The sequence below is a fragment of the Thauera sp. SWB20 genome (assembly GCF_000831325.1).
GTDB lineage: Bacteria > Pseudomonadota > Gammaproteobacteria > Burkholderiales > Rhodocyclaceae > Thauera > Thauera aminoaromatica.
On the sequence record NZ_JTDM01000014.1, the window covers coordinates 169,851 to 194,675 of the forward strand.

At 69.1% G+C, this 24,825-nt stretch carries 21 protein-coding genes and 1 riboswitch; of the genes, 13 read left to right on the plus strand and 8 right to left on the minus strand.

From position 1 onward, the window contains the following. From PO78_RS05760 to metH, 6 genes are all read left to right on the plus strand, one after another. Entirely contained in the window at window positions 1-870 is an 870-nt protein-coding gene (locus tag PO78_RS05760) for a branched-chain amino acid ABC transporter permease (RefSeq protein ID WP_004310394.1), read from the plus strand. Then, a complete protein-coding gene (locus tag PO78_RS05765) occupies window positions 870-1,814 on the plus strand; it encodes a branched-chain amino acid ABC transporter permease (protein WP_043742675.1) in 945 nt (314 codons plus the stop codon). The genes PO78_RS05760 and PO78_RS05765 overlap by 1 nt, the downstream gene beginning before the upstream one ends. 93 nt (window positions 1,815-1,907) lie before the next feature. Continuing rightward, entirely contained in the window at window positions 1,908-3,113 is a 1,206-nt protein-coding gene (locus PO78_RS05770; RefSeq protein WP_043742677.1) for an ABC transporter substrate-binding protein, read from the plus strand. A 285-nt stretch (window positions 3,114-3,398) separates the two neighbouring features. Next, entirely contained in the window at window positions 3,399-3,890 is a 492-nt protein-coding gene (gene bamE, locus PO78_RS05775) for an outer membrane protein assembly factor BamE domain-containing protein (RefSeq protein ID WP_043742679.1), read from the plus strand. 13 nt (window positions 3,891-3,903) lie between these two features. Next, entirely contained in the window at window positions 3,904-4,527 is a 624-nt protein-coding gene (locus PO78_RS05780) for a hypothetical protein (protein WP_043742681.1), read from the plus strand. A gap of 46 nt (window positions 4,528-4,573) precedes the next feature. Next, window positions 4,574-4,648: riboswitch (S-adenosyl-L-homocysteine riboswitch) on the plus strand. Window positions 4,649-4,723: 75 nt separating this feature from the next. Then, window positions 4,724-8,422 (plus strand): methionine synthase, encoded by a 3,699-nt coding sequence (gene metH, locus PO78_RS05785; RefSeq protein WP_043742683.1) that lies wholly within the window; start codon window positions 4,724-4,726, stop codon window positions 8,420-8,422. Between the two features lie 102 nt (window positions 8,423-8,524). Here the strand turns inward: metH and fghA are convergent, their stop codons facing one another. Both fghA and PO78_RS05795 read right to left on the minus strand, forming a co-directional pair. Then, the gene (gene fghA / locus PO78_RS05790; protein ID WP_043742772.1) at window positions 8,525-9,373 is read right to left on the minus strand and encodes an S-formylglutathione hydrolase; all 849 of its coding nucleotides are present in this window, start codon (window positions 9,371-9,373) and stop codon (window positions 8,525-8,527) included. Between the two features lie 14 nt (window positions 9,374-9,387). Further along, window positions 9,388-10,500: an S-(hydroxymethyl)glutathione dehydrogenase/class III alcohol dehydrogenase gene (locus PO78_RS05795; protein WP_043742685.1), complete on the minus strand. Its 1,113-nt coding sequence runs from the start codon at window positions 10,498-10,500 to the stop codon at window positions 9,388-9,390. A 119-nt stretch (window positions 10,501-10,619) separates the two neighbouring features. Between PO78_RS05795 and trxA the strand changes: the two genes are divergently transcribed. Then, on the plus strand, window positions 10,620-10,997 hold the full coding sequence (gene trxA / locus PO78_RS05800) for a thioredoxin (protein WP_004310378.1): 378 nt from the start codon (window positions 10,620-10,622) through the stop codon (window positions 10,995-10,997). A 30-nt stretch (window positions 10,998-11,027) separates the two neighbouring features. On the opposite strand, the gene PO78_RS05805 is transcribed toward trxA, so the two are convergent. Continuing rightward, window positions 11,028-11,945, minus strand: a complete 918-nt coding sequence (locus PO78_RS05805) for a LysR family transcriptional regulator (protein ID WP_004310377.1) — start codon at window positions 11,943-11,945, stop codon at window positions 11,028-11,030. A 154-nt stretch (window positions 11,946-12,099) separates the two neighbouring features. Here PO78_RS05805 and PO78_RS05810 point away from each other — a divergent pair, with 154 nt between their 5' ends. From PO78_RS05810 to PO78_RS05820, 3 genes are all read left to right on the plus strand, one after another. After that, window positions 12,100-12,492 (plus strand): TerB family tellurite resistance protein, encoded by a 393-nt coding sequence (locus PO78_RS05810; RefSeq protein ID WP_004310375.1) that lies wholly within the window; start codon window positions 12,100-12,102, stop codon window positions 12,490-12,492. Window positions 12,493-12,572: 80 nt separating this feature from the next. After that, window positions 12,573-13,046 (plus strand): phosphate-starvation-inducible PsiE family protein, encoded by a 474-nt coding sequence (locus tag PO78_RS05815; RefSeq protein WP_004310373.1) that lies wholly within the window; start codon window positions 12,573-12,575, stop codon window positions 13,044-13,046. Between the two features lie 140 nt (window positions 13,047-13,186). Continuing rightward, entirely contained in the window at window positions 13,187-14,098 is a 912-nt protein-coding gene (locus PO78_RS05820) for a bestrophin family protein (protein ID WP_040829102.1), read from the plus strand. A 12-nt stretch (window positions 14,099-14,110) separates the two neighbouring features. Here PO78_RS05820 and PO78_RS05825 read toward each other — a convergent pair whose 3' ends face one another. Next, entirely contained in the window at window positions 14,111-15,055 is a 945-nt protein-coding gene (locus PO78_RS05825; RefSeq protein WP_004310369.1) for a ribose-phosphate diphosphokinase, read from the minus strand. A gap of 278 nt (window positions 15,056-15,333) precedes the next feature. Between PO78_RS05825 and PO78_RS05830 the strand changes: the two genes are divergently transcribed. Then, a complete protein-coding gene (locus PO78_RS05830) occupies window positions 15,334-16,956 on the plus strand; it encodes a SulP family inorganic anion transporter (protein WP_043742688.1) in 1,623 nt (540 codons plus the stop codon). Here the strand turns inward: PO78_RS05830 and PO78_RS05835 are convergent. The 3 genes from PO78_RS05835 to PO78_RS05845 all read right to left on the minus strand — a co-directional run bounded on the left by PO78_RS05835 (window position 16,944) and on the right by PO78_RS05845 (window position 19,949). After that, window positions 16,944-18,167: an exo-beta-N-acetylmuramidase NamZ family protein gene (locus tag PO78_RS05835; RefSeq protein ID WP_043742690.1), complete on the minus strand. Its 1,224-nt coding sequence runs from the start codon at window positions 18,165-18,167 to the stop codon at window positions 16,944-16,946. The genes PO78_RS05830 and PO78_RS05835 overlap by 13 nt on opposite strands. Window positions 18,168-18,171: 4 nt before the next feature. Further along, window positions 18,172-18,792 carry a DOMON-like domain-containing protein gene (locus PO78_RS05840; protein ID WP_043742774.1) on the minus strand — a complete coding sequence of 207 codons (621 nt, stop codon included), beginning with the start codon at window positions 18,790-18,792 and terminating at the stop codon, window positions 18,172-18,174. Between the two features lie 251 nt (window positions 18,793-19,043). Then, on the minus strand, window positions 19,044-19,949 hold the full coding sequence (locus tag PO78_RS05845) for a PEP-CTERM sorting domain-containing protein (RefSeq protein ID WP_231570628.1): 906 nt from the start codon (window positions 19,947-19,949) through the stop codon (window positions 19,044-19,046). Between the two features lie 241 nt (window positions 19,950-20,190). Between PO78_RS05845 and PO78_RS05850 the strand changes: the two genes are divergently transcribed. Together PO78_RS05850 and PO78_RS05855 are read left to right on the plus strand one after the other, a co-directional pair. Next, window positions 20,191-20,595 carry a hypothetical protein gene (locus tag PO78_RS05850; protein WP_004304834.1) on the plus strand — a complete coding sequence of 135 codons (405 nt, stop codon included), beginning with the start codon at window positions 20,191-20,193 and terminating at the stop codon, window positions 20,593-20,595. A gap of 103 nt (window positions 20,596-20,698) precedes the next feature. After that, a complete protein-coding gene (locus PO78_RS05855) occupies window positions 20,699-22,006 on the plus strand; it encodes a tryptophan--tRNA ligase (RefSeq protein ID WP_043742694.1) in 1,308 nt (435 codons plus the stop codon). Between the two features lie 42 nt (window positions 22,007-22,048). Here the strand turns inward: PO78_RS05855 and PO78_RS05860 are convergent, their stop codons facing one another. After that, window positions 22,049-24,640: a penicillin acylase family protein gene (locus PO78_RS05860; RefSeq protein WP_043742776.1), complete on the minus strand. Its 2,592-nt coding sequence runs from the start codon at window positions 24,638-24,640 to the stop codon at window positions 22,049-22,051. Window positions 24,641-24,825 lie beyond the last annotated feature (185 nt).

Below are 24,825 nucleotides of genomic sequence, written 5' to 3' on the forward strand. Positions count from 1 at the left end.
ATGAGCTTCATGGACTTCCTCAACTTCCACATCGTGCCCGGCGTCGTGCTCGGCTCGATCTACGCGGTGGGCGCGATCGGGATCACGCTGGTGTTCGGCATCCTGCGCTTCTCCCACTTCGCCCACGGCGACATGGCCACGCTGGGCGCCTTCGTTGCGCTGGCCCTGGTCACCGCCGGGCTCACCCCGTGGGCGGCGCTGCCGATCGCGATGGCGGCGGTCGCGGTGGTGGCGATCGTCGTCGACAAGCTGTTCTACGACTACCTCAAGGCACGGCCCAAGATCATGACCGTGATGGCCTCGCTCGGCGTCGCGCTGATGCTGCGCGCGGTGGTGCAGGTGGTGTTCGGCGTCGATCCGCGCACCTACGCCAGCGGCATCGTGCGCCCGGACGAATACTTCGGCATCCTGCTGCGCGACCGCGAGCTGTACACGCTGGCCGCGGTGGTGGCGATCGTGATCGGGCTGACCCTTTTCCTGCGCCATTCGCGCTGGGGCAAGGCGATGCGGGCGATGTCGGACAACCCCGACCTCGCGCGGCTTTCGGGCGTGGATAACCGCAAGGTCACCATGCTCACCTGGGCGATCGTCGGCGCGCTGTGCGCGGCCTCGGGCTTCATGCTCGGCATCAACAACGAGCTGCACTCGATGATGGGCTGGCAGGTGCTGCTGCCGATGTTCGCCGCCGCCATCCTCGGTGGTGTGGGTCGGGTCGAGGGCGCGGTGCTCGGCGGGCTGATCGTGGGCATCGCCGAGGAGCTGTCGATCTTCATCCTGCCGGCGCAGTACAAGGCGGCCACCGCCTTCGCGCTGCTGCTGCTGATCCTGCTCGTCCGCCCGCGCGGCCTGCTCAACGGCAAGGTGCTCTGATGGATCTGCTCGGACTCGCCAACTACGCGGTCTTCATGGCCATCCTGATCGGCATCTACGCGCTGCTCGCGCTCGGGCTGAACATCCAGTGGGGCTTCACCGGCCTTTTCAACGCCGGCATCGCGGGCTTCTTCGCGGTCGGCGCCTACACCTCCGCGATCCTCACCAGCCTGCCCGCCACCGGCCGGCTGGGCGGTTACGAGCTGCCGCTCGTGGTCGGCTGGCTGGCGGCGATGGCGGCGGCGGCGCTGATCGCGTGGCCGATCGGCAAGATCTGCCTGCGCTTCCGCTCCGACTACCTCGCCATCGCCACCATCGGCATCGCCGAGATCATCCGCCTTGTGATCCGCACCGAAGGCTGGCTCACCGGCGGCGTGCGCGGCGTCACCGGCGTGCCCCGTCCCTTCGGCGACCTCGACTACATGCCCTCGCAGATCGCCTACCTGGCGATCGTCGCCACCCTGGTGCTGATCGCCTACCTGCTCGTCGAGCGCCAGGTGAAGGCGCCGTGGGGGCGCATGATGCGGGCGATCCGCGACAACGAGCTCGCCGCCGCGGCGATGGGCAAGCAGGTCGAGGCGCGCCGGCTGCAGGCCTTCGTGTTCGGCTCGGCGCTGATGGGGCTGGCGGGCGCGCTGTTCGTGCACTTCAACCGCTCGATCACCCCCGAGGCGATCGACCCCATGATCGCCACTTTCCTCATCTGGATCATGCTGATCCTGGGCGGCTCCGGGAACAACCGCGGTGCCATCCTCGGCGCGGCGGTCATCTGGATCATCTGGTCGGTGTCCGAGCTGCTCACCGACCGCCTGCCCACCGAGGTCGCGGTGCAGGCCAAGTATGTGCGCGTGTTCATCATCGGCCTGACCTTGCAGCTGGTGCTGCGCTTCCGCCCCGAGGGCATCCTGCCCGAGCGCCAGGCGGGTTCGCCGCCGCATCGTTGAGCTGCGCGCGACCGTGACCAGAACTTCGTGGCGGGCCCGCGGCGGGCCCGCATCGTCCATCAGGTGCTTCGGCACATTCAGGAGGTGACAAAGGTGAAGAAAAGAACAGTCGCAGCAGTGGTCGGCGCCATGCTCGGCGCCGCGGTCGTCGCCGCACCGGCCCACGCCCAGGACGTCAAGCTCGGCCTGATGGCGGCCATCTCGGGCCCGATCGCGGCGCTCGCGCCGCCGATGGCGGCGGCCTCCAAGCTGGCGGTCGCCCACGTCAACGAACAGGGCGGCATCCTCAAGGGCGGCAAGCTCGAGGTCGTGCTCGGCGACAGCGCCTGCAACCCGCAGAACGCCACCGACGTCGCTACCAAGGCGGTGAACATCGACCGCGTGATCGCGGTCGTCGGTCCGGCCTGCTCGGGCGCGGTGCTCGCCTCGGCGAACTCGGTGACCATTCCCGCCGGCGTTCTGATGATCACCCCTTCCGGCACCTCGCCCGAGATCACCAAGCTCAAGGACAAGGACCTCGTCTACCGCACGCTGCCGTCCGACGACTACCAGGGCCGCGCCCTGGCGCGCACCCTCAAGGCGCGCGGCATCGCCAAGGTGGCGGTGGCCTACCTGAACAACGATTACGGCAAGGGCCTGGCCGAATCCTTCAAGTCCGAGTTCGAGGCCAACGGCGGCACCATCGCCGGCTATTCGGGCCACGAGGAGGGCAAGGCCTCCTACCGCTCCGAGCTGGCCACGCTCGCCCGCGGTGGCGCCGACACCTTGGTCATCTTCGATTACGGCGATGGCACCGGCCTGAGCATCCTGCGCCAGTCGCTCGAGAACAACTTCTTCAAGACTTTCGTCGGCGCCGACGGCATGAAGTCCGAGGGTCTGGTCAAGGCGATCGGCGCGGCCAACCTCGGTGGCTTCTTCGTGTCCGCCCCGGTGGGCGAGGCCTCGGCCTCGCTCGACAACTTCAACAAGGCCTTCAAGGCCGCGGGCGAGAACATCGACGCCGTGTTCGCCACCACCTCCTACGACGCAGCCTTCCTCGCCGCGCTGGCGATCGAGAAGGCGGGGGGCGACAAGACCAAGCTGGCCGAGTCGCTGCGCGCGGTGGCGACCGCGCCCGGCGAGCCGATCCTGGCGGGCGAGTGGGCCAAGGCCAAGAAGCTGATCGCCGAAGGCAAGGACATCGACTACAAGGGCGCCGGCGGCGACCACGAGTTCGATGCCGCCGGCGACGTGCCGGGCAACTACGCCTTCTTCAAGGTCAGCGGCACGGGCTACGAGTCGATCGCCGACATGAAGTGATCGCATCCCGCCCGGATGCCGGGCGGGTCCCCTGGCAATGCACGCCATTCGCGGCTGCCGCCGCTCCGACAGGAAACCTGAATCCCGGGTTCGTGCAGGAGCGGCAGCAGCCGCGAACCCTTGCAGCGGCTGCGCGCGATTGCAAAGCGTCACTTTTCGCCAATTGCAAAACGGGCCGCCATGGTCGATGCTGGTGGCGTCGATCCGCTTCCGGCAGGGTTTTTGCGCGTGGCCGGGGCATCGCGGCGGCGGCTGGCACATGCCGTCGATCACCGGAGAACCAACATGAAGCGCTTCCTCGCGTGGCTGTGCGGGCTGCTGTCCGCAATCGGCATCACCGCCTGCGACTACATCAACGTGAAGGAACTCCAGCCGGGCGTTTCCACCTCCGCCGAGGTGCGCGAGCGCTTCGGCCCGCCACACATGGAATGGCGCAACGAGGACGGCTCGCTCACCTGGGAGTTCAGCCGTCAGCCGGAGGGGATCGAGTGCTTCATGATCACCATCGGCCCCGACCAGATCCTGCGCCGCATCGACCAGGTGCTGAACGAGGAGACCTTCGCCAAGGTCCAACACGGCATGAATGGCGACCAGGTGCGTCGCCTGCTCGGCAAGCCGGCGTCCAGCCAGTTCTTCCAGCTCAAGCAGGAGACGGTGTGGGAGTGGCGGATCTCGCGCGGTCCCGACGGCACGAACGATCCGGTCTTCTTCACGGTGTCGTTCAACAACGAAGGGCGAGTGACCGGAACCGGAAGACATACCCAGTACAAGCGTTAGCAGGGAGGCCTCGATGTATTTCTCCAGCACCCCGTCCGTCCGCGCCCAGGCTTCACCGCTGTGCTGGCTGTGGCCCGTATTGCTGGCCGTCCTGCTCGCAGGTTGCGCGAGCTTCGAGCCGCCGCGTCCCTACACCACCGAGGCCGAGGCCCTGTCCGCGCGCGGTGAGCCCACGCGGCGCTGGAACAACGACGACGGCACGGTCACGCTGGAGTATTCCACCCAGCCCAACGGTCGCAGCTGCCTGATGGTGCAGGTCGACCGGGGCGGGATCGTGCTGCGCCAGTGGGATGCGCTCGCCCCCGAGAATCTCGCCCGCGTCGAGCGCGGCATGGACAAGGAGCAGGTCTCGCGCCTGCTCGGCACCCACCGCTCCGAGCAGCGCTTCCGCAACTCGGGCGAGGAGGTGTGGGACTGGAACATCCGCAACGACGGTCCTGGGATCGCCGTCCTGTTCAACGTGCACTTCATCGACGGCAAGGTGGTGCGGACCAGCCAGACCTACGTGTTTCCGCGTGACGGCGCCGTCCTCGGGGGCTGGAGCGGCTACTACGGCCATCCCTGGGGTTGGGGCATCGGCTGGGGTTACCCCGGCCCCTTCTTCCCGCGGCCGTTCGGGCACCCCTTCTTCTGGTAGGCCGCCGCCCTTGGCAGCGGGCGCATGCTGCCGATAGAATCCTGGGCCTGCCGAGGAGCGCTGCGACCCCCTGATCGATCCGGGGCCAGGCTCGGCAACCGATCAACGGCGCTCACAAACCTTCAGCCGGTTTGTGGCGCCGTTCGCATTTGTGCGTGGCGTTGCCCGGCGACCGTCGAACGACCGAGGACATCCCATGCAAGCCGACCGCAGCATCGAACTCCGCCAGCTTCTCGCCGAGCGCATCCTGATCCTGGACGGCGCCATGGGCACGATGATCCAGCAGGAGAAGCTGGGCGAGGCGGACTACCGCGGCGAGCGCTTCCTCGACCACCCCAAGGACCTCAAGGGCAACAACGATCTGCTGGTGCTCACGCGTCCGGACGTGGTCGCCGGCATCCATCGCGCCTACCTCGAGGCTGGCGCCGACCTCATCGAGACCAACACCTTCAACGCCACCCGCGTGTCGCAGGCGGAGTACGGCCTGGAGGCGCTGGCCTACGAGCTCAACGTCGAGGGCGCCCGCCTGGTGCGCCGGCTGTGCGACGAATACACCGCAAAGGACCCCGCCAGGCCGCGCTTCTGCGCCGGCGTGCTCGGGCCGACCTCGCGCACGCTGTCGATCTCGCCCGATGTGAACGATCCCGGCTACCGCAACATCAGCTTCGATGCGCTTGCCGACGACTACTACGCCTCGGCGAAGGGCCTGCTCGAAGGCGGTGCCGACATCCTGCTGATCGAGACCATCTTCGATACGCTGAATGCCAAGGCGGCGGTGTTCGCGATCGAGAAGCTGTTCGAGGACCTCGGCCGGCGCTGGCCGGTGATGATCTCCGGCACCATCACCGACGCCTCGGGCCGCACGCTGTCGGGCCAGACCGCGGAGGCCTTCTGGAACTCGCTCGGCCACGCGCAGCCGATCAGCTTCGGCCTCAACTGCGCGCTCGGCGCCGACCAGCTGCGCCAGTACGTCGAGGAACTCTCCACCGCCTGCGACACCCACGTGTCCGCCCACCCCAACGCCGGCCTGCCCAACCCGCTGTCGCCCACCGGCTACGACGAGACGCCCGAGCACCTCGCCGGCCAGATTCGCGAGTGGGCGCAGAGCGGCCTGGTGAACATCGTCGGCGGCTGCTGCGGCACCACGCCGGCGCACATCGCGGCGATCGCCGAAGCGGTCCGGGGCCTGGCGCCGCGCGCCGTGCCGGTGCTGGAGAAAAAGCTGCGCCTGTCCGGGCTGGAGCCCTTCAACGTCGGCGGCGACAGTCTTTTCGTCAACGTCGGCGAGCGCACCAACGTCACCGGTTCCAAGGCCTTCGCGCGCATGATCCTCGAGGGCCGCTTCGACGACGCGCTCGCGGTGGCGCGCCAGCAGGTCGAAAACGGTGCCCAGGTCATCGACATCAACATGGACGAGGCGATGCTGGATTCGGTCGCCGCCATGGAGCGCTTCTGCAAGTTGATCGCCACCGAGCCCGACATCTCGCGTGTGCCGATCATGCTCGACTCGTCGAAGTGGTCGGTGATCGAGGCCGGCCTCAAGTGCATCCAGGGCAAGGGCGTGGTCAACTCGATCTCGATGAAGGAGGGCGAGGCAGAGTTCCTGCGCCAGGCGCGGCTCGCACGCCGCTATGGTGCGGCAGTGATCGTGATGGCCTTCGACGAAAAGGGTCAGGCCGACACCTTCCGCCGCAAGACCGAGATCTGCGAGCGCGCCTACAGGCTGCTGGTGAAGCCGGTGGCCGAGGGCGGCGCCGGCTTCCCGGCCGAGGACATCATCTTCGACCCCAACATCTTCGCCATCGCCACCGGCATCGAGGAGCACGACAACTACGCGGTCGACTTCATCAACGCGGTGGCCTGGATCAAGGAGAACCTGCCGTACGCCAAGACCTCGGGCGGGGTGTCGAACGTGTCCTTCAGCTTCCGCGGCAACGACCCGGTGCGCGAGGCGATCCACACCGTGTTCCTCTACCACGCGATCAAGGCCGGCTTGTCGATGGGCATCGTCAATGCCGGCCAGCTCGGCGTCTATGACGAGCTCGCGCCCGAGCTGCGCGACAAGGTCGAGGACGTGGTGATGAACCGCAAGCCCGGGGCGGGCGAGGCGCTGGTCGAGTTCGCGCAGACGGTGAAGGGCCAGGCCAAGGAGTCCGCGCAGGACCTCGCCTGGCGCGAGTGGGCGGTCGAGGAGCGCTTGAGCCACGCGCTGGTCAAGGGCATCACCGAGTTCGTCGTCGCCGATACCGAGGAGGTGAGGGCGAAGCTGGAGGCCGCGGGCAAGCCGCCGCTGGCGGTGATCGAGGGCCCGCTGATGGCCGGCATGAACGTGGTCGGCGACCTCTTCGGCGCGGGCAAGATGTTCCTGCCCCAGGTGGTGAAGTCGGCGCGCGTCATGAAGCAGGCGGTGGCGCACCTGATCCCCTACATCGAGGCCGAGAAGCTGCGCACCGGCGCCAGCAGCAAGGGCCGTATCGTCGTCGCCACGGTCAAGGGCGACGTGCACGACATCGGCAAGAACATCGTCGGCGTGGTGCTCGGCTGCAATGGCTACGAGGTGATCGACCTCGGCGTGATGGTGCCGGCAGCGAAGATCCTCGAGGCGGCGAAGGAGCACGGCGCGCAGGCGATCGGCCTGTCCGGCCTGATCACGCCCTCGCTCGAGGAGATGGCCCACGTCGCCGCCGAGATGAAGCGCCAGGGCTTTTCCGTGCCGCTGCTGATCGGCGGCGCCACCACCAGCCGCAACCACACCGCGATCAAGATCGCGCCGCACTACGATCAGCCGGTGGTGTACGTGCCCGACGCCTCGCGTGCGGTGGGCGTGGTCACCGCGCTGCTGTCCGAAGGCCGGAGCGAGGCCTTCAAGGCCGAGGTCGCCGCCGACTACGAGAAGATCCGCGCGCTGCACGCCAACAAGAAGGGCATGCAGTTGGTGAGCCTCGAGGCTGCGCGCGCCAACGCCTTCCGCGTCGCCTCCGAATACCAGCCGCCGCGCCCGAACATGCTGGGCGTGCAGGCGATCGACGTCGAGCTCGGCGACTTGGTCGATTACATCGACTGGGGCCCCTTCTTCCAGACCTGGGACCTCGCCGGCCGCTTCCCCGCCATCCTCGACGACGCGGTGGTGGGCGAGACCGCGCGCAACGTCTTTGCCGACGGCAAGGCGATGCTGGAGAGGATCGTCGCCGAGGAGTGGCTGCAGGCGAAGGCGGTGTTCGGGCTGTTCCCGGCCAACGCGGCGGGGGACGACATCGAGATCTACACCGGCGAGGACCGCAAGCACCTCGCCATGGTCTGGCACGGCCTGCGCCAGCAGCACGAGCGCCCGGCGGGCAAGCCGCACTGGTGCCTGGCGGACTTCGTCGCGCCCAAGGAATCCGGCGTGCCGGACTGGATCGGCGCCTTCGCGGTCACCGCCGGCCTCGGCATCGAGGCCCGGGTCGCAGAGTTCGAGGCCGCGCACGATGACTACCACGCCATCATGCTGAAGAGCCTGGCCGATCGCCTCGCCGAGGCCTGCGCCGAGTGGCTGCACGAGCGCGTGCGCCGCGAGTGCTGGGGCTATGCCGCCGACGAGACGCTCGGCAACGAGGCCCTGATCCGCGAGGAGTATCGCGGCATCCGTCCCGCGCCGGGCTACCCGGCCTGCCCGGACCACACCGTCAAGGGCCCGCTGTTCGAGCTGCTCGGCGCGCGCGCGCGCATCGGCATGGACCTCACCGAGAGCTACGCGATGACGCCGGCGGCGGCGGTGAGCGGCTTCTACTTCGCCCACCCCGAGAGCCACTACTTCGCCGTCTCCAAGATCGGCCGCGACCAGCTCGAGGACTGGGCGCGCCGCACCGGCATGGAGGTCGACGAGGCCGCACGCTGGCTGGCGCCGCTGCTGTGAGAGGGCGCTCGTCCCGCGGCCCGCTTCGCGCCTTGCGGCGCGCCTACGGAAGACGCGCGAGAATCTTCGTGTAGGCGCGCGGCAAGGCGCGAACACGGCGCTTCAGCCGCGCAGCGCGGCGGCGTGGTGGCGCAGGTGCTCGTCGATGAAGCTGGCGATGAAGTAGTAGCTGTGGTCGTAACCCGCCTGCAGGCGCAGCGTGAGCGGGTGGCCGGCGGCGGCGCAAGCGGTGCGCAGGGCCTCGGGGCGGAGCTGTTCGGCGAGAAAACCGTCGGCTTCGCCCTGGTCCACCAGCAATGGCAGGCGCTCGCTGGCGCCGGCGATCAGCGCGCAGGCATCCCATTCGAGCCAGCGCGCGCGCTCCGCGCCGAGGTAGCGCGAGAACGCCTTCTCGCCCCAGGGGCAGGCACTCGGGTTGGCGATCGGCGCGAAGGCCGACACCGAGCGGTAGCGCCCCGGGTTCTTCAGCGCGCACACCAGCGCGCCGTGCCCGCCCATCGAATGCCCCGAGATCGCGCGCGCGTCGCTCACCGGAAAGTTCGCCTCGACGAGCGCCGGCAGTTCCGTCACCACGTAGTCGTACATGCGGTAGTGGCGGCTCCAGGGTTCCTCGGTCGCGTTCACATAGAAGCCCGCGCCCAGCCCGAAGTCCCATGCGCCGTCCGGGTCGCCCGGCACCCCGGTGCCACGCGGGCTGGTGTCGGGCGCCACGATCGCGATCCCCAGCTCGGCGGCCAGGCGCTGGGCGCCGGCCTTCTGCATGAAGTTCTCGTCGGTGCAGGTGAGCCCCGACAGCCAGTACAGCACCGGCACCGGGCCGGCCGCGGCCTGCGGGGGCAGGTAGATCGCGAACACCATGTCGCAGCCCAGCGCCGCCGAGCGGTGGCGGAAGCGGCGGTGCCAGCCGCCGAAGCTGCGGTTGGCGGCGATCTGCTCAGGGGCGGTCGACATCGCGGTCTCCGCCATCAGTACAGGATCACCGAGCGGATGCTCTTGCCTTCGTGCATCAGGTCGAAGGCCTTGTTGATGTCCTCCAGCCCCATGCGGTGGGTGATGAAGGTGTCGAGCGGGATTTCGCCGCGCTGCGCCATGTCGACGTAGCCGGGCAGCTCGCTGCGCCCGCGCACGCCACCGAAGGCCGAGCCGCGCCACACCCGCCCGGTGACGAGCTGGAAGGGGCGGGTGGAGATCTCCTCGCCCGCGCCGGCCACGCCGATGATCACCGACTCGCCCCAGCCCTTGTGGCAGCACTCCAGCGCCGAGCGCATCACCTTGACGTTGCCGATGCACTCGAAGGAGTAGTCCACGCCGCCGTCGGTGAGGTCGACGATGACCTCCTGGATCGGGCGGTCGTAGTCGAGCGGGTTGATGCAGTCGGTGGCGCCGAGCTGGCGTGCGATCTCGAACTTCTCCGGGTTGATGTCGACCGCGACGATGCGCCCGGCCTTGTTCATGACCGCGCCGATGATCGCCGACAGGCCGATGCCGCCGAGGCCGAACACCGCCACGCTGGCGCCGGCCTCGACCTTGGCGGTGTTGCGCACCGCGCCGATGCCGGTGGTGACGCCGCAGCCGAGCAGGCAGACCTTGTCGAGCGGGGCGTCCTTGCGGATCTTCGCCACGCTGATCTCGGGCAGCACGGTGTATTCCGAGAAGGTCGAGGTGCCCATGTAGTGGAAGATCGGCTTGCCGTCCTTGCTGAAGCGGCTGCTGCCGTCGGGCATCAGCCCCTTGCCCTGGGTGGCGCGGATGGCCTGGCAGAGGTTGGTCTTGCCCGACAGGCAGAACTTGCACTTGCCGCATTCGGGCGTGTACAGCGGGATCACGTGGTCGCCGACCGCCACCGAGCTCACGCCTTCACCCACCGCCTCGATGATGCCGCCGCCCTCGTGGCCGAGGATGGCGGGGAAGATGCCTTCCGGATCCGCGCCCGAAAGCGTGTAGGCGTCGGTGTGGCAGACCCCGGTGGCGACGATGCGTACCAGCACTTCGCCGGCCTTGGGCGGGGCGACGTCCACTTCGGTGACTTCGAGCGGCTGTTTGGCAGCCCAGGCGACGGCGGCGCGGGAACGGATCATGGGATTTCCTTTTCGATTGGGTCCAAACGGTTATTCTAGGCGAAATGCCCGACCGCTCCGTGACCCATGCGGTCGCGCGACGTATCATCGCCCTTCGCTAATATTGAATGGAGCCGCAGATGGCCACCCTCGAACTCACCGCCGACAATTTCAACGACACCGTCGCGCACCACCCGATCGTGTTCCTCGACTTCTGGGCGGCCTGGTGCGGTCCCTGCCGCAATTTCGCGCCGACCTACGAGGCGGCGGCCGAGGCCAACCCCGACATCGTTTTCGGCAAGGTCGACACCGAGGCCCAGCAGGATCTCGCCGCGGCCTTCCAGATCCGCTCCATCCCCACCATCGCGGTGATCCGCGAGGGCGTCATGGTGTTCCGCGAGTCCGGCGCGCTGCCCGCGAACGCGCTGAACCAGGTGATCGAGGGCGTGCGCGGCCTCGACATGGACCAGGTGCGCGCCGAGATCGCCCAGCAACAGGCGGACGCGCAGCAGGGCTGAACGACCCCGGCGAGGGATTCCGGCCGACCCTCAGGCCCGCGGCGCGGGCGTCAGCGCGCGCGAGGCCGCGTTGCGGATCGCCTGCATGGCCGGATGCGAGAGCCGGCGCTCGGTGGTGATCGCATAGATGCGCGCGCGCACATCCGGCACCTCGCCGAGCAGGCGCACCCCGTACTGCCGGCACACGTAGTCGGCGATCGTGGTGGGGGCGGCGAACACGCCATCGCCGGCCTGGCCGAAGGCCTTCATCAGCGCGCTGTCGTCGAATTCGGCGACGATCGCCGGGCGGATGCGCATGCGCTCGAACCACTGCAGCAGGGCGCCGCGATGGGCGACGTCCTCGCCCGGCAGCAGGAAGGGCGCGCCGTCGAGCAGGCGCGGAAAGTCGCCCTGCAGGCGCCCGGCCAGTGCCGGCGCGGCGAACACGCTCAGCGTGCTCTCGCCGAGCAGGTGCTCGTGGCCGCGCACGCTGACTTCGGGCGGGATCGGGCGGTCGGCGATCACCAGGTCGAGGCGGTGCACCGCGAGCTCGGCGAGCAGCTCGGACAGCGGCGACTCGCGGCACACCAGCCGGCCCGGGCGCTCCAGGCGCAGCGCCGGCTCGATCAGGCGATGCACCATCGACTTGGGCATCGAGTCCGGGATGCCGATGCGGAAGGGCAGGCTGCGGCGCAGGCTGTCGTCGCGCAGCGTCTCCACGATCTGGTCGCCGAGCGCGAAGATCTCCTCGGCCTGGCCCAGGATGCGTTCACCCGCTTCGGTCAGCGCCAGGCGACGGCCGCTGCGGCGGAACAGGGTGACGCCGAGCGTGCCCTCGAAGGTGGCGAGCTGGGCGCTGATCGAGTGCGGCGCCAGCCCGAGCACCCGCCCGGCCTCGGCGATCGTGCCCACGCGCGCCACCGTCCAGAAATAGCGCAGGTGCTTGTAGTTGAGGTCGCTGCTGCCCATGATTTTCAGTTCCGTCGAAAAAATCGATCGATCGACTAATCGTAGTCGACTTTTTCGGCGGAGGCTTCTCCCTTAGTCTGCACTCGTCGGCTGCGGTGCTTCTCCGGGGAGCGCGCGGCGACGCCAGAGACCGCATACGAAAGGAGACCACGCCATGCGCCACTACGAAACGAACAGCACCCCGGCGGCCGCCCGCCTGCTCGCCCTCACCGTGCTCGCCGACGGCGGCCTGGACCGCAACGAGGTCGACACGATGATGCACGCCGACCTCGCCCGCAGGCTGGGCATCGGCAGCGTGGAGTTCGAGCGCATCCTGCGCGAATACTGCGACGACCTGCTGCTGAGCGCGCACTACCTCGACGGCGTGCGCCTGAAGGTGGCCGACGAGGTGCTCGACCTGCTGCTCGAGGACATCGCCGACCCCAGGCTGCAGCAGGCCCTGTTGCGCACGATGCAGGACATCGTCAGCGCCGACGGGGTCGAGACCTCGGCCGAGGTCGAGGTGCTCGCCCGCGCGCTGGAAAAATGGGGCTCGCGCCCGCACTAGGGCACGCCCGAACGAACCCGGTGGCGAGCCGGGTCGGAACATGATCCGGCGCGCTCGCCACCACCGCCACGGAGGCAGTCATGGGGGAGATGAGGCACGGGCCCGGCAAGGCCCACGACAACCATCTGGGCGATCGTGTCGACGATCCCCTGATCGACCGCCTGCACTGGATCATCCGCCAGGCGATCCGCGTGCTGGCGGTGCTGATGGTGGCGGTGATCCTGTGGACCGTCGCGGACGTCGTCCTCGTGCTCTACGAGAAGCTGTCCGATCCGCCCTTCCTGCTGCTCGACCTCAACGACATCTTCGTGGTCTTCGCCGCCTTCCTGGCGGTGCTGATCGCGATCGAGATCTTCGTCAACATCACGCTCTACCTGCGCGACGACGTCATCCACGTCAAGCTGGTGATCGCCACCGCGCTGATGGCGATCGCGCGCAAGGTGATCGTGCTCGACCTGTCGACGCTGGAGCCGATGTACCTGTTCGCGATCGGCGTGATCGTGCTCGCGCTCGGCGTGACCTACTGGCTGGTGTCGGCGCGGCCCGGCGAGTGAGGGGGGACGCGGGCACCGCAGGCCCGTCGGTCGCGGCCGGGACCGGACGCCGAGGGCGTCGGTTGCGATCGAAATTGCTCCCCCTCGCCGCGAAGCTGTCAGAATCCACGCCTTTGCGCCTCGCCCCGCGCCCGCCCGTCGTGATCGTCCGCCCTCGTCCGCACTGGATTCACCTTCTCTTCGTCCGCCGCGGCTCCTTGTTGCCGCGCATCTTCTCGCAGCAGCTCTTCGTGCTGTTGCTGTCCTGCGCGGTGGTGCTCGCGCACGGCCAGCTCTTCCACGTCAAGGTCACGCTGACCTCCGCGCCGTTCTCGCTGATGGGGGTCGCCCTGGCGATCTTCCTCGGCTTTCGCATCAACGCGAGCTACGACCGCTACTGGGAAGCGCGCAAATTCTGGGGCGTCGTGCTGGTCGAGGCGCGCAACCTGTCGCGGCATGCCCTGACCCTGACGCGCGCCGACGTCGATGCCCGCCCCTTCGTGCTCGGCCTGATCGCCTTCGCAAGCACGATGCGCAACCAGCTGCGCGGCCGTCCGCGCGACGAGGGGCTCGAAGGCCTGCTTCCGGACGCGGTGCTCGGACGCGTGCGGAGTGCCCGCTTCGCACCCGCGCTGGTGCTGCTGTGGCTCGGCCAATGGGTGCGCGACCGGCGCGAGGCGGGCTGCCTGCCGCCGATGCTGGCGCAGCACATGGAGGGCTCGCTCGACGCGCTGTCGGCCGCGCTCGGGGGCTGCGAGCGCATCGCCAACACGCCGCTGCCATTCACCTACACGGTGATCCTGCACCGCAGCTCGTACACGTACTGCATGCTGCTGCCCTTCGGCCTGGTGGATACGACGGGCTGGATGACGCCGCTGGTGGTGGGTTTCGTGTCCTACACCTTCTTCGCGCTCGAGGCGCTCAGCGACGAGATCGAGGAGCCCTTCGGCACGATGACGAACGACCTGGCGCTCGATGCCATCGTCGCCTCCATCGACGCCAGCCTGCGCGAGCTGCTCGGCGACACGCCGCCGCCCGCGCCGCAGCCGGATGGGGATTTCGTGCTCAACTGAGCGCGCTCCCGCTCACTCGAACAGCGCGCCCACGCTCTGGCCGCTGTGGATGCGCTCGATCGCCGCGGCGAAGAGCGGTGCGACGTTGAGCACGGCGAGCTTGTCGAGACGCTTGTCTTCCGGCAGCGCCACGGTGTTGGTGACCACCACCGAGTCGATCGCCGCCGCGCGCAGGCGCTCGATCGCCGGTCCGCACAGCACGCCGTGGGTGGCGGCGGCGTGGATGCTGCGCGCGCCGGCGGCCTTCAGCGTGTCCACCGACGACACCAGGGTGCCGGCGGTGGCGATCTCGTCCTCGAAGATCACCACGTCGCGCCCGGCCACGTCGCCGACCACCGCACCCTGTTTGACCGCCGTGTCCGACACGCGGCGCTTGTCGATGATCGCCATCGGGATGCCGAGCTTCTCCGAGAAGCGCCCGGTGCGCTTGGCGCCGCCGGCGTCGGTGGCGACCGCGACCATGTTCGACAGGTCGTGGCGGTTGCGGAAGTGCTCGGCGATCAGCGACACCGCGGTGAGGTGGTCGACCGGAACGCTGAAGAAGCCGTGCACCTGGTCGGCGTGCAGGTCCATGGTCAGCACCCGGTTCGCCCCGGCGGTCTGCAGCAGATCTGCGATCAGCCGTCCGGTGATCGAGATGCGCGGCGCGTCCTTCTTGTCCGAGCGTGCGTACGAGTAGTAGGGGATCACCGCGGTGATGCGCTGCGCCGAGGCGCTGCGCAGCGCGTCGAGCGTGATCATCAACTCCATGATGTGCTCGCTCACCGGCTCGGTGAAGGACTGCACGACGAAGACGTCGCGTTCGCGCACGTTCTCCTGGATCTGCACGCGCAGGTTGTCGTTGGAGAAGCGCGAGATGTCGATGCGGCCCGGGCGCAGGCCGAGGCGGTTGCTGATGTCGCACGCGAGCTCGCGGCTGGCGTTGCAGGCGAAGATCTGCAGGCCGTGCTTGATCATCGGTGGAGGCTCCTGTGGTGGGTTCGCGCAGCGCCGGATCGGGGGCGCGGGCCGCGGTTTCGGGCGCAGGCGCAATGCTACGGGAAGAGGGCGGCCGGGGGCGAATCAGGAAGCTGAATGCTTCCCGAAGCGAGGCTTCGCCGAAGCGCTCTAGGGCAAGTGGCGGGGGCTTGCGGCGCGCCGCTTTTTGCCACATCGTTGTACAAAACACGGCGGTCGGGGACAGCACCCACGAACCCGTCCGAGCCGCCCGGACGAGACTTCGATTCGAGGCGCTCATGAATGCGCAGGCTTCGGCGCTCGCCCGTTTGCGCGGGGACTTCTTCGGCGGCCTCACCGCCGGCATCGTGGCGCTGCCGCTCGCGCTCGCCTTCGGCGTGGCCTCCGGCGCAGGGGCCGCGGCCGGGCTGTACGGTGCGATCGTGCTCGGCTTCGTCGCCGCGCTGCTCGGCGGCACCCGCATGCAGATCTCCGGCCCTACCGGGCCGATGACCGTGGTGTTCGCCTCCGCGCTCGCGGTGGTGGGCGGCGATGCCGCGCTGGCGATGGCGGCGGTGCTGGTGGGCGGGTTGGTGCAGATCGGCCTCGGCGTGCTGCGCACCGGCGGGCTGGTGCGCTTCATCCCCTATCCTGTGGTCTCCGGCTTCATGAGCGGCATCGGCGTGATCATCGTGCTGCTGCAGAGCGCGCCGCTGCTCGGCGTGGCGCCGGCGTCCTCGCCGCTGGCCGCGGTGCTCGCGCTCCCGGGCGTGCTCGCCAAGGTGAACGCCGAGGCCCTGCTGCTCGGCGGGCTCACCCTGCTGATCGTGTTCCGCACCCCGATGACGGTGAGCCGGATCGTGCCTGCACCCCTGGTCGCGCTGGTGGCGATGAGCGCGCTGTCCGCCGCCGCCGACCTGCAGGTGCCGGTGATCGGCGACATCCCCGCCGGGTTGCCCGTACCGGCGCTGCCGAGCTTCACGCTGGAGACCTGGACCACCGTGCTGCTGCTCGGCATCACCCTCGGGGTGCTCGGCAGCATCGACAGCCTGCTGACCTCGCTGGTCGCCGACTCGATCACGCGCACCCGTCACCACTCCAACCGCGAGCTCGTCGGCCAGGGCATCGGCAACCTGCTGTGCGCCTTCGTCGGCGGCCTGCCGGGCGCTGGCGCGACCATGCGCACGGTCATCAACATCAAGTCGGGCGGGCGCGGCCGTGCCTCGGGCGTGGTGCACTCGCTCTTCCTGCTCGCCCTGCTGCTCGGGCTGGGGCCGCTCGCCGAGCGTATCCCGCTCGCGGTGCTCGCCGGCATCCTGATCAAGGTCGGCGTGGACATCCTCGACTACCGCATGCTGCGCCTGGTGCGCACGGCGCCGCGCGCCGACGTCGCGGTGATGGCGGCGGTGTTCGCGCTCACCGTGCTGGTGGACCTGATCGTGGCGGTGGGCGCCGGCGTGATCCTGTCGATGGCGCTGATCATCCACCGCCTTGCCCGCCAGAGCAGCCTGCGCGTCCGTCCGCTCCCCCATGCGGAGGAGGGCGGTCAGACACCCGCCGGTGACGAGCTCCCCGGCCTCGACAGCGGCGTGCGCGTGATCGAGATCGAGGGCGCCTTCTTCTTCGGCTCGGCGAGCCAGCTGCTCGACCGCGTGGACCAGGTGATCGGTACCCGCGTCGTCGTCTTCGACTGCAGCCGGGTGCCCTTCATGGACCTGTCGGCGCAGTTCGCGCTGGAGGAAATGATCGAGGGCCTCCAGGCGCAGTCGATCGCCGCGCGCGTGGTGGTGCCGCCCGAGATCCACGCCCAGCTGCTGCGCCTGGGTGCGCCGCAGCTGCCCGCCGCGATCCTGCACGACGAGCTCGACGCCGCCCTCGCCGAGGCGCGGCGGCTGGCCGCGGCGAGGCCTCAGCCGGGGTAGAGCAGGAAGGGCCGGCGCGTCTCGACCCACGCCGCCTCGTCGGGGCAGGCGAGCGCGTCGAGCATCGCGGGCGTCGCCGCCGGGTCGTCCACCCACTCGCGCAGCAGCGGCGAGCCGTTGATCAGGTCGATCGCGAGGCGCCCGTGTTCGTACTCGTAGGGAAAGTCGCGCCACAGCGGGTAGTCGGGCCACAACCGGCGGATGGCCTTGAAGGCGAGCGCCTGCACCCGCCAGGGACGGAAAGCGGCATGGTCGTAGTGCGCCGGGTCCTCGACGTGGATGTGCACGCCGTTGCACAGTTTGGCTGCGTGCTTGTGGAAGGTGGGCTCGAACCAGCACTCGCGCAGCACGCAGCCGGCGAGCCACTCGGGCGCGAGCGCGCGCATCTCCGTGACGAGCGCGCGCGCGTCGACATCGGGCGCGCCGAAGAGCTCCAGCGGGCGAGTGGTGCCGCGCCCTTCCGACAACGTCGTGCCCTCGAGCATCACGGTGCCGGCGTAGGCGCGCGCCATCCACAGGTTGGGGGCGTTGGGGCTGGGGTTGACCCAGCTGCGCTCGCCGAGCGGCCAGCCGAAGCCGGGGGCGGCGTCGGGGTCCCAGCCTTGCATCTCGATCACGCGCAGTTCGACGTCCAGCTTCAACGTGGCGACGAACCAGTGCGCGAGTTCGCCCATGGTGAGTCCGTGGCGCATCGGCAAGGGCCCGGCGCCGACGAAGCTCTCCCAGCCGTCGCGCAGCAGCGTGCCTTCGACCGGCCGCCCGGCGGGGTTGGGGCGGTCGAGTACCCATACCGACTTGCCGAGGCGGGCCGCTTCTTCGAGCACGTAGCGCAGCGTGGTGATGAAGGTGTAGATGCGGCAGCCGAGGTCCTGCAGGTCCACCAGCAGCACGTCGAAGCTGTCCATCATCGCCGCGGTCGGGCGGCGCACCTCGCCGTACAGGCTGAACACCGGGATGCCGAGCAGCGGGTCGGTGTAGTCGGGCGACTCCACCATGTTGTCCTGCTTGTCGCCGCGCAGGCCGTGCTGGGGGCCGAAGGCGGCCGTCAGCTGGAGCCCGGGCAGGGCCGCGAGCGCGTCGAGCGAATGCACCAGCGCGCGCGTGACCGAGGCCGGGTGGGCGAGCAGGGCGACGCGTCTGCCCGCCAGCGGGCGGCGCAACGCGGAATCCTCCAGCAGGCGGTCGAGGCCGAAACGGACCGGTTGCGCCATGGCTTCAGGCTGCCTTCTGCGTCGTGGTGGCCAGGGTCAGCACGAAGGTGTCACGGGCATGGAAGTCGGGTTGCGCGGCGGAGTGGCGCAGCGCCCAGTATTCGAGCATGCCGTCCTTGCGTTCGACGACCGCGGCCAGGCTCACCTGCAGGTCGCTGCCGGGCGGCACCGCCGGCAGCAGCTCGGCGGGCACGCGGGCCTCAAGCACCAGGCCGTCGTCGGTCTGGTCGAAGAGGACCTCGGGCTTGGCCGCGGGGATGTAGTCCTCGATGCGCTCGCGCCAGGCGCGGAAGCCATAGATCGCCCACTGTCCCGAGGGCGAGAAGTTGTATTCGCGATAGCCGGCCTCGCCCGGCACGCCGAGGAAGACCTCGAAGCAGGTGTGCTTCCACAGCTCGTCGGCGGGGCCGGGCGTGGCCGGTGCCGGGATCGCGAGCTGGGCGGGGCGGCTCTCCTCGAGGCGGAACTCGAACACCGCGCCGCCTTCGGGGAGGGCGAACATGGTGGCGAGCAGGCGGCCCACCGGGCCTTGCCAGGGCGCTTCGGCGTCCGGGCTGGTGGGGTGGGGGCGCAGGCCCACGGTGATGATGGGGACGCGGGGACGTTCGGTAAGAGGCTGGGTCACGATGTCGGCTGGAAATGAGAGGCTGGCGACGAGGGGCAGGCAGGCCGGGCGGTGCGGGGGGATGCGTACCCGGGGCAAGTGCGCATGCGGCATGAGACGCGCAATGTTAACGCGTTCGGCCGGCCGCGCCCACGGCGCTTCGGCCGGCCGGGCATTTCGTGCGTGCTTGCCGGCCGGTGGGCGTGCATCCGCGGAGTGGATGCGCAGAGGGCGCCGGGTGTCGCCCCGGACCCGCGCGGCACCCGCCAGGGTCAGCCGCGACGCCGCAAGCCCAGGCCGACGAGGGCGAGGGCGAGCAGGCCCAGCGAGCCGGGTTCGGGCACCGCATTGGTCGCGGGGACCGGATCCGGGCTTGTCGCAGGGTCGCGCACCCACAGCGTGACGTGGGACAGCCCCGCCGGGTTGCCGCCTCGGTTGATCAAGGTCTCGGTCAGATCGTAGCTGCCGAACCAGTTCAGCAGCGGGTCGCTTGCCTTCGGTGTCGCAGCATCGAAGAGTGCGGAGGTGAAGCTGTACAGGGCGAAGCCGTTCCCTGCCTTGAACGAGATCGCGAACTGGTCGATCCAGTTGCCTCCAAGGACGGAGGCGGCGCGCCGTGCCGCTTCCGCATCCGGCGTGAAGGACCACGTTCCCTTGCCGGCACTGGTTTCGGTCACGCTGAAGAAGGAGTCGAGGACCACCGAGCGGTCACCGCCGATCGCGCTCGGGGAGAACTGCCAGCGCCCGCCCTGTGTTTCCGACTTGCCCAGCATGATCCAGCCCGGGTCGTCGGCCGTGCCGTCGCCGCGCAGGTCCTGGAGCGGGTAGTGCTCGCTGATGAAGGCCCCGCCCGGGAACAGGACCGACTTGCTGCCCATCTGGGCGCCGCCGTTGAGCAGTCCGTCGCCCGCGTAGCCGAGATTGGTCTGGGGGTAGTGGCCGTCGTTGCCCATGAAAGCGCCTGCACAGGCGGCGGCGCTGACCGGCAGGGTGTCGAGCGGGATCGGGGCAAGCGCCGCGTCCCGCGTCGTTCCGCTGTAGATGCTGACGCCGGTCACCTTCACGTCGCTGAGTTGGCATACGGCGGCTTGAGCCGTGCCCACGGCGGACAGGGCCAGGGCGAGGAGCAGGGTTTTCATCGGTTCGGTCGTCTTCTCTATCGAGCTGGTCGTGTGCATGCAGTCGCCCCACGGGATGGGAGGGTGGGATGTGCCTGAAGGGTCGCCGAGATCCGCTCGAATGACTGTGACAATTTCCCCACCTTTGGTAAAGATCGCGTCTAAAGGAACGCAAGATCCACGTAAATGCTGCGCGGGCGGTGCGACTGCGTCACCCGCTTGCAGTCCGATCCTTGCCTCCCCGCGGGGAGCCGGGAACAATGCGGAAGCCTGATTCGGGCGGTTCCCGGAGTCGCACCCAATGATGAAACCTTGCAAACGCGTGTTCGCCGCCCTTGCCCTGCTTGCGCTCGCCGCCCCGGGATGGACGCAGCCGGTGGTGGACGATGCGCCCGTGCTCCGGCTGGAGTGCGGCGGCATCGGGCTCGAGGAGTCCGAGCGCATGCGCGCCGAGATCGGCATGCATGCGCTGACCGTGTTCTTCTCCACCACCGCGGGCGGCTGGGTCACCGACGTCGAGACGCGGGTCGACGAGCCGCTCTCCGGGCAGCGCGTCGAGGCGTCCTGCGGGCCGATCGGTCAGGTCGATGTGCCCGCGCCGGGGCGCTACCGGATCTCCGCGTCCTATGCCGGCGCGCGCCAGGAACACTGGGTCGATCTCGTGCCGCAGGGCGGTGCGCGCCTTTCGCTGCGCTGGCAAGAGTGAGCGCAGCGAGAGATGCGCACGCCGCCGTAGCGCATCCGCCTTATCCGCACGCGTCGAAGCCGTTAAACTCGCGCTCCCTGACCATTTCGAGCCGGAGCGATCCATGTCTGTCCAGCGCGTCCTCACCGGGATCACCACCTCGGGCACGCCCCACCTCGGCAACTACGCCGGCGCCATCCGCCCGGCGGTGGCCGCCAGCCGCCAGCCCGGCGTCGAGAGCTTCTACTTCCTGGCTGACTACCATGCGCTGATCAAGACCACCGACCCGCTGCGCGTGCAGCGCTCGACGCTGGAGATCGCCGCCACCTGGATCGCCGCCGGCCTGGACACCGATCGCGTGTGGTTCTACCGCCAGTCCGACATTCCCGAGATCCCCGAGCTCACCTGGCTGCTCACCTGCGTCGCCGGCAAGGGCCTGCTCAACCGCGCCCATGCCTACAAGGCGGCGGTGGACAGGAATACCGCCGAGGGTGTCGATCCGGATGCCGGGGTCAACATGGGCCTCTACATGTACCCGGTGCTGATGGCCGCCGACATCCTGATGTTCAAGGCGCAATCGGTGCCGGTCGGGCGCGACCAGATCCAGCACATCGAGATGGCGCGCGACATGGCGGGCAGCTTCAACCACCTCTACGGCGAGCACTTCGTGCTGCCCGAGGCCGCCATCGACGCCTCGGTCGCCACCCTGCCCGGGCTGGACGGCCGCAAGATGAGCAAGAGTTACGACAACACCATCCCGCTGTTCGCGCCCACTGCCGAGCTGAAGAAGCTGATCTTCTCCATCGTCACCGACTCCAGGGCGCCGGGCGAGCCCAAGGATGCCGACGGCTCGGCGCTGTTCCAGCTTTACCAGGCCTTCTCGACCGCCGAGGAGACGCGCGCGATGCGTACCGCCTTCGACGAGGGCATCGCCTGGGGCGAGGCCAAGCAGGCGCTGTTCGAGCAGATCGAGGCCGCGGTGGCGCCGATGCGCGAGCACTACCTGGCGCTCGTCGCCGAGCCGGCGCGCATCGAGAAGCATCTGCACGAGGGCGCCGCCAAGGCGCGCGCGATCGCCACCCCCTTCCTCGGCGAGCTGCGCCGCGCGGTGGGCCTGCGCAATCTTGCCAGCGTGGCGGGCGAGGCCAAGGCCGAGAAGGCGAAGACCGCACAGCCCCAGTTCAAGCAGTACCGCGAGGCCGACGGCCGCTTCCACTTCAAGCTGGTCGACGCTGACAGCCGCCTGCTGCTGCAGGGCGAGGGCTTCGCCTCGCCGCGCGAGGCGGGCGCGGTGGTGGCGGCGCTGAAGGCGGGCACTCCGTTCGCCGTCGAGGGTGCGAGCATCGTGGTCGATGGGCAGACGGTCGCCACCCTGGCCGAGGATGTCACCCCGGACGCGCTGAGCGAGGCCCTGGCGGCGTTCGCCGCCTGAGCCTGCAGCCCGGCCCTTCGAGGCCGGGCGATTCGCGCTCGATCAGCGCTTCGGCAGCACCAGCCGCTCGACCGACTGCGTCGCGCGCCGTACGTCTCGCGCCGACCATGGCAGAGCCTTGCGGCCGAAGGTGTCGAACAGCTCGAGCTGATCCGCGTAGTGCTGCGAGCGCATCCCCTGCAGGTCGATGAAGCCGCTCTGACCCGGCCCTAGCACATCCCAGGCCCGCACTGCGCCGCCGCCCAGCGCCACCATGTTGTTCTCGGTACCGCGGTTCATCACCACGTGCGTCTGCGCCCCCTCGATCTCGAGGGCCTGCGGGATGCCCATGAAGTTGTTGGTGAAGTAGCGCAGCCGCGCGACCGGCACCTTCCAGTTCGCCGGCGCCGCGCCGCCGTACTCCGCGGCCAGCTTGTCCGCCGCCTGGCCGAGCGCCTCGCGCACGACGTCGAGCGCGTCGCGACCGTTGAGAAAGTCGTACTGCTGCGGCACGCTGGCCGACTTGCCGCGCAGCACCTGGTAGAGCAGCTTGGTGCCGACCTGGATGTTGATCGAGCCGGCCGGCGGACGGTCGGGCGTCGGGTAGCCGGTGGCGCCGAAGTAGCGCATGAAGTCCGCCGGCACCTCGTCGGCGAACGTCGCCTTCAGCATCGCACCCAGCCAGGCATCGAGGATGGCCGGCGCAGCATGATCGTAGACGCCGTCACGGTTGTCGTCGGCGTTCATGCCGTCCCAGTCCTGCAATGCGGCGACCAGCGCCTTGCGCGCATCGCCCACGGGCAGCGGCGCGACCGCATCACGCAGCACCGGCAGGAAGTAGCGCGCATTGACGTCGGCCAGGCTGGTGGGTTTGAGCAGGCTCCACATGCCCTCGGCGTCCATGGGACCCTTTGCGCGCAGGCGCTCCTCGAGCTCGTTGAGCCGGTCGGCGGCGCCCCACGACAGCCAGATCATGTCCGGGTTGGGATAGCCCTTGATCGGCGGGTTGTTCCAGTTGGCGATGTAGCCCTGGCGCGGGTTGTAGATCTTGGGGTTGGTGTCGAAGGAGAGCAGGCCGTTCCAGTCCATTTCGCCGGTGCCCGGCACCGGCAGGCGCAGGTCGTGGCCGGGCTTGCGTTCCGGATACTTGCCGGTATGCGCATAGCCGATGTTGCCGTCGGCATCCGCGTAGTACCAGTTGATGGTCAGCGCGTGACGTTCGGCCTGCTTCAGCCATTGTGCCCAGTTCTGCGACTGACCCTTGCGCGTCCACGCCATCAGCGACTGCAGTTCCAGCCCGTCCCAGGTGCGCTGCTTGGCGTAGGCCACGCCCCTGGCCGGGTCGGACTTCACCACCATGCCATGCACCGTACGGAACACGTCGAGCGTCACCGCTTCGCCGCCCTTCACCGCGATCGTTTCGGTGCGCTTTTCCATCGTGCGCCACTCGCCCTTGTGCTGGTAGCGCGTCGGGTCGGCAGGGTCGAGCTTCTCGACGAAGATGTCCACACCGTCGCCAAAGCCGGCGGTGGAGCCCCAGCTGATACGCCCGTTGGTGCCGAACAGCACGCTCGGATAGGCGAACGGCGTGTTGCCCACCAGATCGAAGCCGGCGCCGTGCAGGCCGATGCCGTAGGTGTAGGCCGGGGAGAACCAGCCGAACTGGGGGCCGTTGAGCAGGATGGAGCTGGCTCCGCGCGCAAGCTTGCGGCCGATGATCCACATGTTGCTCGCCGCCGGGAAGCCGGCCTGGCCGGTCATGCCCAGCGTACCCAGTTCGGCCAGCAGCAGCTCGCGCTGCGCTTCCGGCGTTCCGCCGGCCAGCGCGCCGTCGGGCGTCTTCGCCAGGCGGGCCAGCGTGGGCGGTACGTCGTCGTAGCGCGGCAGCGCATAGGCGAGGGGCGCAGCGGCGGCCCGAGTCGCCAGACTGACCGCGTATTCGCCTTCCTCCGGCGCGATCGTGGTCGGCGTCTCGGGGTCCACGATCCACTTCAACTGGTCGAAAATCTGCTTCCCCTTCGCCTCGCCGTGCTTGTCGATCAGCGCAGTGCGCAGCGCGAGGTTGTCGAGTTCGGTGTTGAAGTCGGAGAAACGGTTCGCCATCGTGCCGACGAACACCATCGCCACGTCATATGCGGTCCACGGCCCCGGCTCGAAGCCGAAATCGCGGAACTGCTTCGGCATCCACGTTTCGGGATCGGCCTTCACCCTCGCCAGCCAGGCATTCATGCCCGCCGCGTAGCCCTCGAGAATGTCGCGGTCGGCCTTCGGCAGGCGTGCGATCTGCCCATGGATGGAGGCCGGCCAATAGTTGGCACGGGTGGCCTTGTCGAAGGCGAGGAACTTGTCGCCCAACACCTCGGCGACCGTGCCCTGGGTGCTGCGCCGCGCCATTTCCATCTGGAACAGGCGGTCCTGCGCCACCGAATGGCCGTAGCCGTAGAACAGGCCGAATTCCGAGTTCGCATAGACGTGCGGAACGCCGTAGGAGTCACGCCGAATCGTCACGGTATCGGCTGTGCCCTTCGCCGCCACCGCAGGGCGAACCGCGGACTCTGCGAACGACGAGGCGCAGGGGAAGGAGAGGCCGCCGAGTGCGACGGTGATGGCAAGAAGCGAGCCCGCCGCGCGGCGAGTCCGAGCGTGATTTTGCATGTTGTCTGTCTCCTTGCCCGGTGTCGGCAGCGTTCGATCGCGACCGTCGGGCTTGTGCATTTTCTGGTTTCGATTCCCGTCCGATCGATCGGAAACAGAGAGCAGGTTATTGAGTGATCAAAGGCCTGTCCAGCGCGCCCTCCTCGGGCTTCGAAGCGGTGCCGAACGCAGGCGGCGCCACCAGG

Excerpts from the sequence above, each read along its gene's own strand:
- PO78_RS05760 (WP_004310394.1), top strand. The coding sequence starts at position 1 with ATGAGCTTCATGGACTTCCTCAACTTCCACATCGTGCCCGGCGTCGTG.
- PO78_RS05765 (WP_043742675.1), top strand. The coding sequence starts at position 870 with ATGGATCTGCTCGGACTCGCCAACTACGCGGTCTTCATGGCCATCCTG.
- bamE (WP_043742679.1), top strand. The coding sequence starts at position 3,399 with ATGAAGCGCTTCCTCGCGTGGCTGTGCGGGCTGCTGTCCGCAATCGGC.
- PO78_RS05780 (WP_043742681.1), top strand. The coding sequence starts at position 3,904 with ATGTATTTCTCCAGCACCCCGTCCGTCCGCGCCCAGGCTTCACCGCTG.
- metH (WP_043742683.1), top strand. The coding sequence starts at position 4,724 with ATGCAAGCCGACCGCAGCATCGAACTCCGCCAGCTTCTCGCCGAGCGC.
- fghA (WP_043742772.1), bottom strand. The coding sequence starts at position 9,373 with ATGTCGACCGCCCCTGAGCAGATCGCCGCCAACCGCAGCTTCGGCGGC.
- PO78_RS05795 (WP_043742685.1), bottom strand. The coding sequence starts at position 10,500 with ATGATCCGTTCCCGCGCCGCCGTCGCCTGGGCTGCCAAACAGCCGCTC.
- trxA (WP_004310378.1), top strand. The coding sequence starts at position 10,620 with ATGGCCACCCTCGAACTCACCGCCGACAATTTCAACGACACCGTCGCG.
- PO78_RS05805 (WP_004310377.1), bottom strand. The coding sequence starts at position 11,945 with ATGGGCAGCAGCGACCTCAACTACAAGCACCTGCGCTATTTCTGGACG.
- PO78_RS05810 (WP_004310375.1), top strand. The coding sequence starts at position 12,100 with ATGCGCCACTACGAAACGAACAGCACCCCGGCGGCCGCCCGCCTGCTC.
- PO78_RS05815 (WP_004310373.1), top strand. The coding sequence starts at position 12,573 with ATGGGGGAGATGAGGCACGGGCCCGGCAAGGCCCACGACAACCATCTG.
- PO78_RS05825 (WP_004310369.1), bottom strand. The coding sequence starts at position 15,055 with ATGATCAAGCACGGCCTGCAGATCTTCGCCTGCAACGCCAGCCGCGAG.
- PO78_RS05830 (WP_043742688.1), top strand. The coding sequence starts at position 15,334 with ATGAATGCGCAGGCTTCGGCGCTCGCCCGTTTGCGCGGGGACTTCTTC.
- PO78_RS05835 (WP_043742690.1), bottom strand. The coding sequence starts at position 18,167 with ATGGCGCAACCGGTCCGTTTCGGCCTCGACCGCCTGCTGGAGGATTCC.
- PO78_RS05845 (WP_231570628.1), bottom strand. The coding sequence starts at position 19,949 with ATGCACACGACCAGCTCGATAGAGAAGACGACCGAACCGATGAAAACC.
- PO78_RS05850 (WP_004304834.1), top strand. The coding sequence starts at position 20,191 with ATGATGAAACCTTGCAAACGCGTGTTCGCCGCCCTTGCCCTGCTTGCG.
- PO78_RS05855 (WP_043742694.1), top strand. The coding sequence starts at position 20,699 with ATGTCTGTCCAGCGCGTCCTCACCGGGATCACCACCTCGGGCACGCCC.
- PO78_RS05860 (WP_043742776.1), bottom strand. The coding sequence starts at position 24,640 with ATGCAAAATCACGCTCGGACTCGCCGCGCGGCGGGCTCGCTTCTTGCC.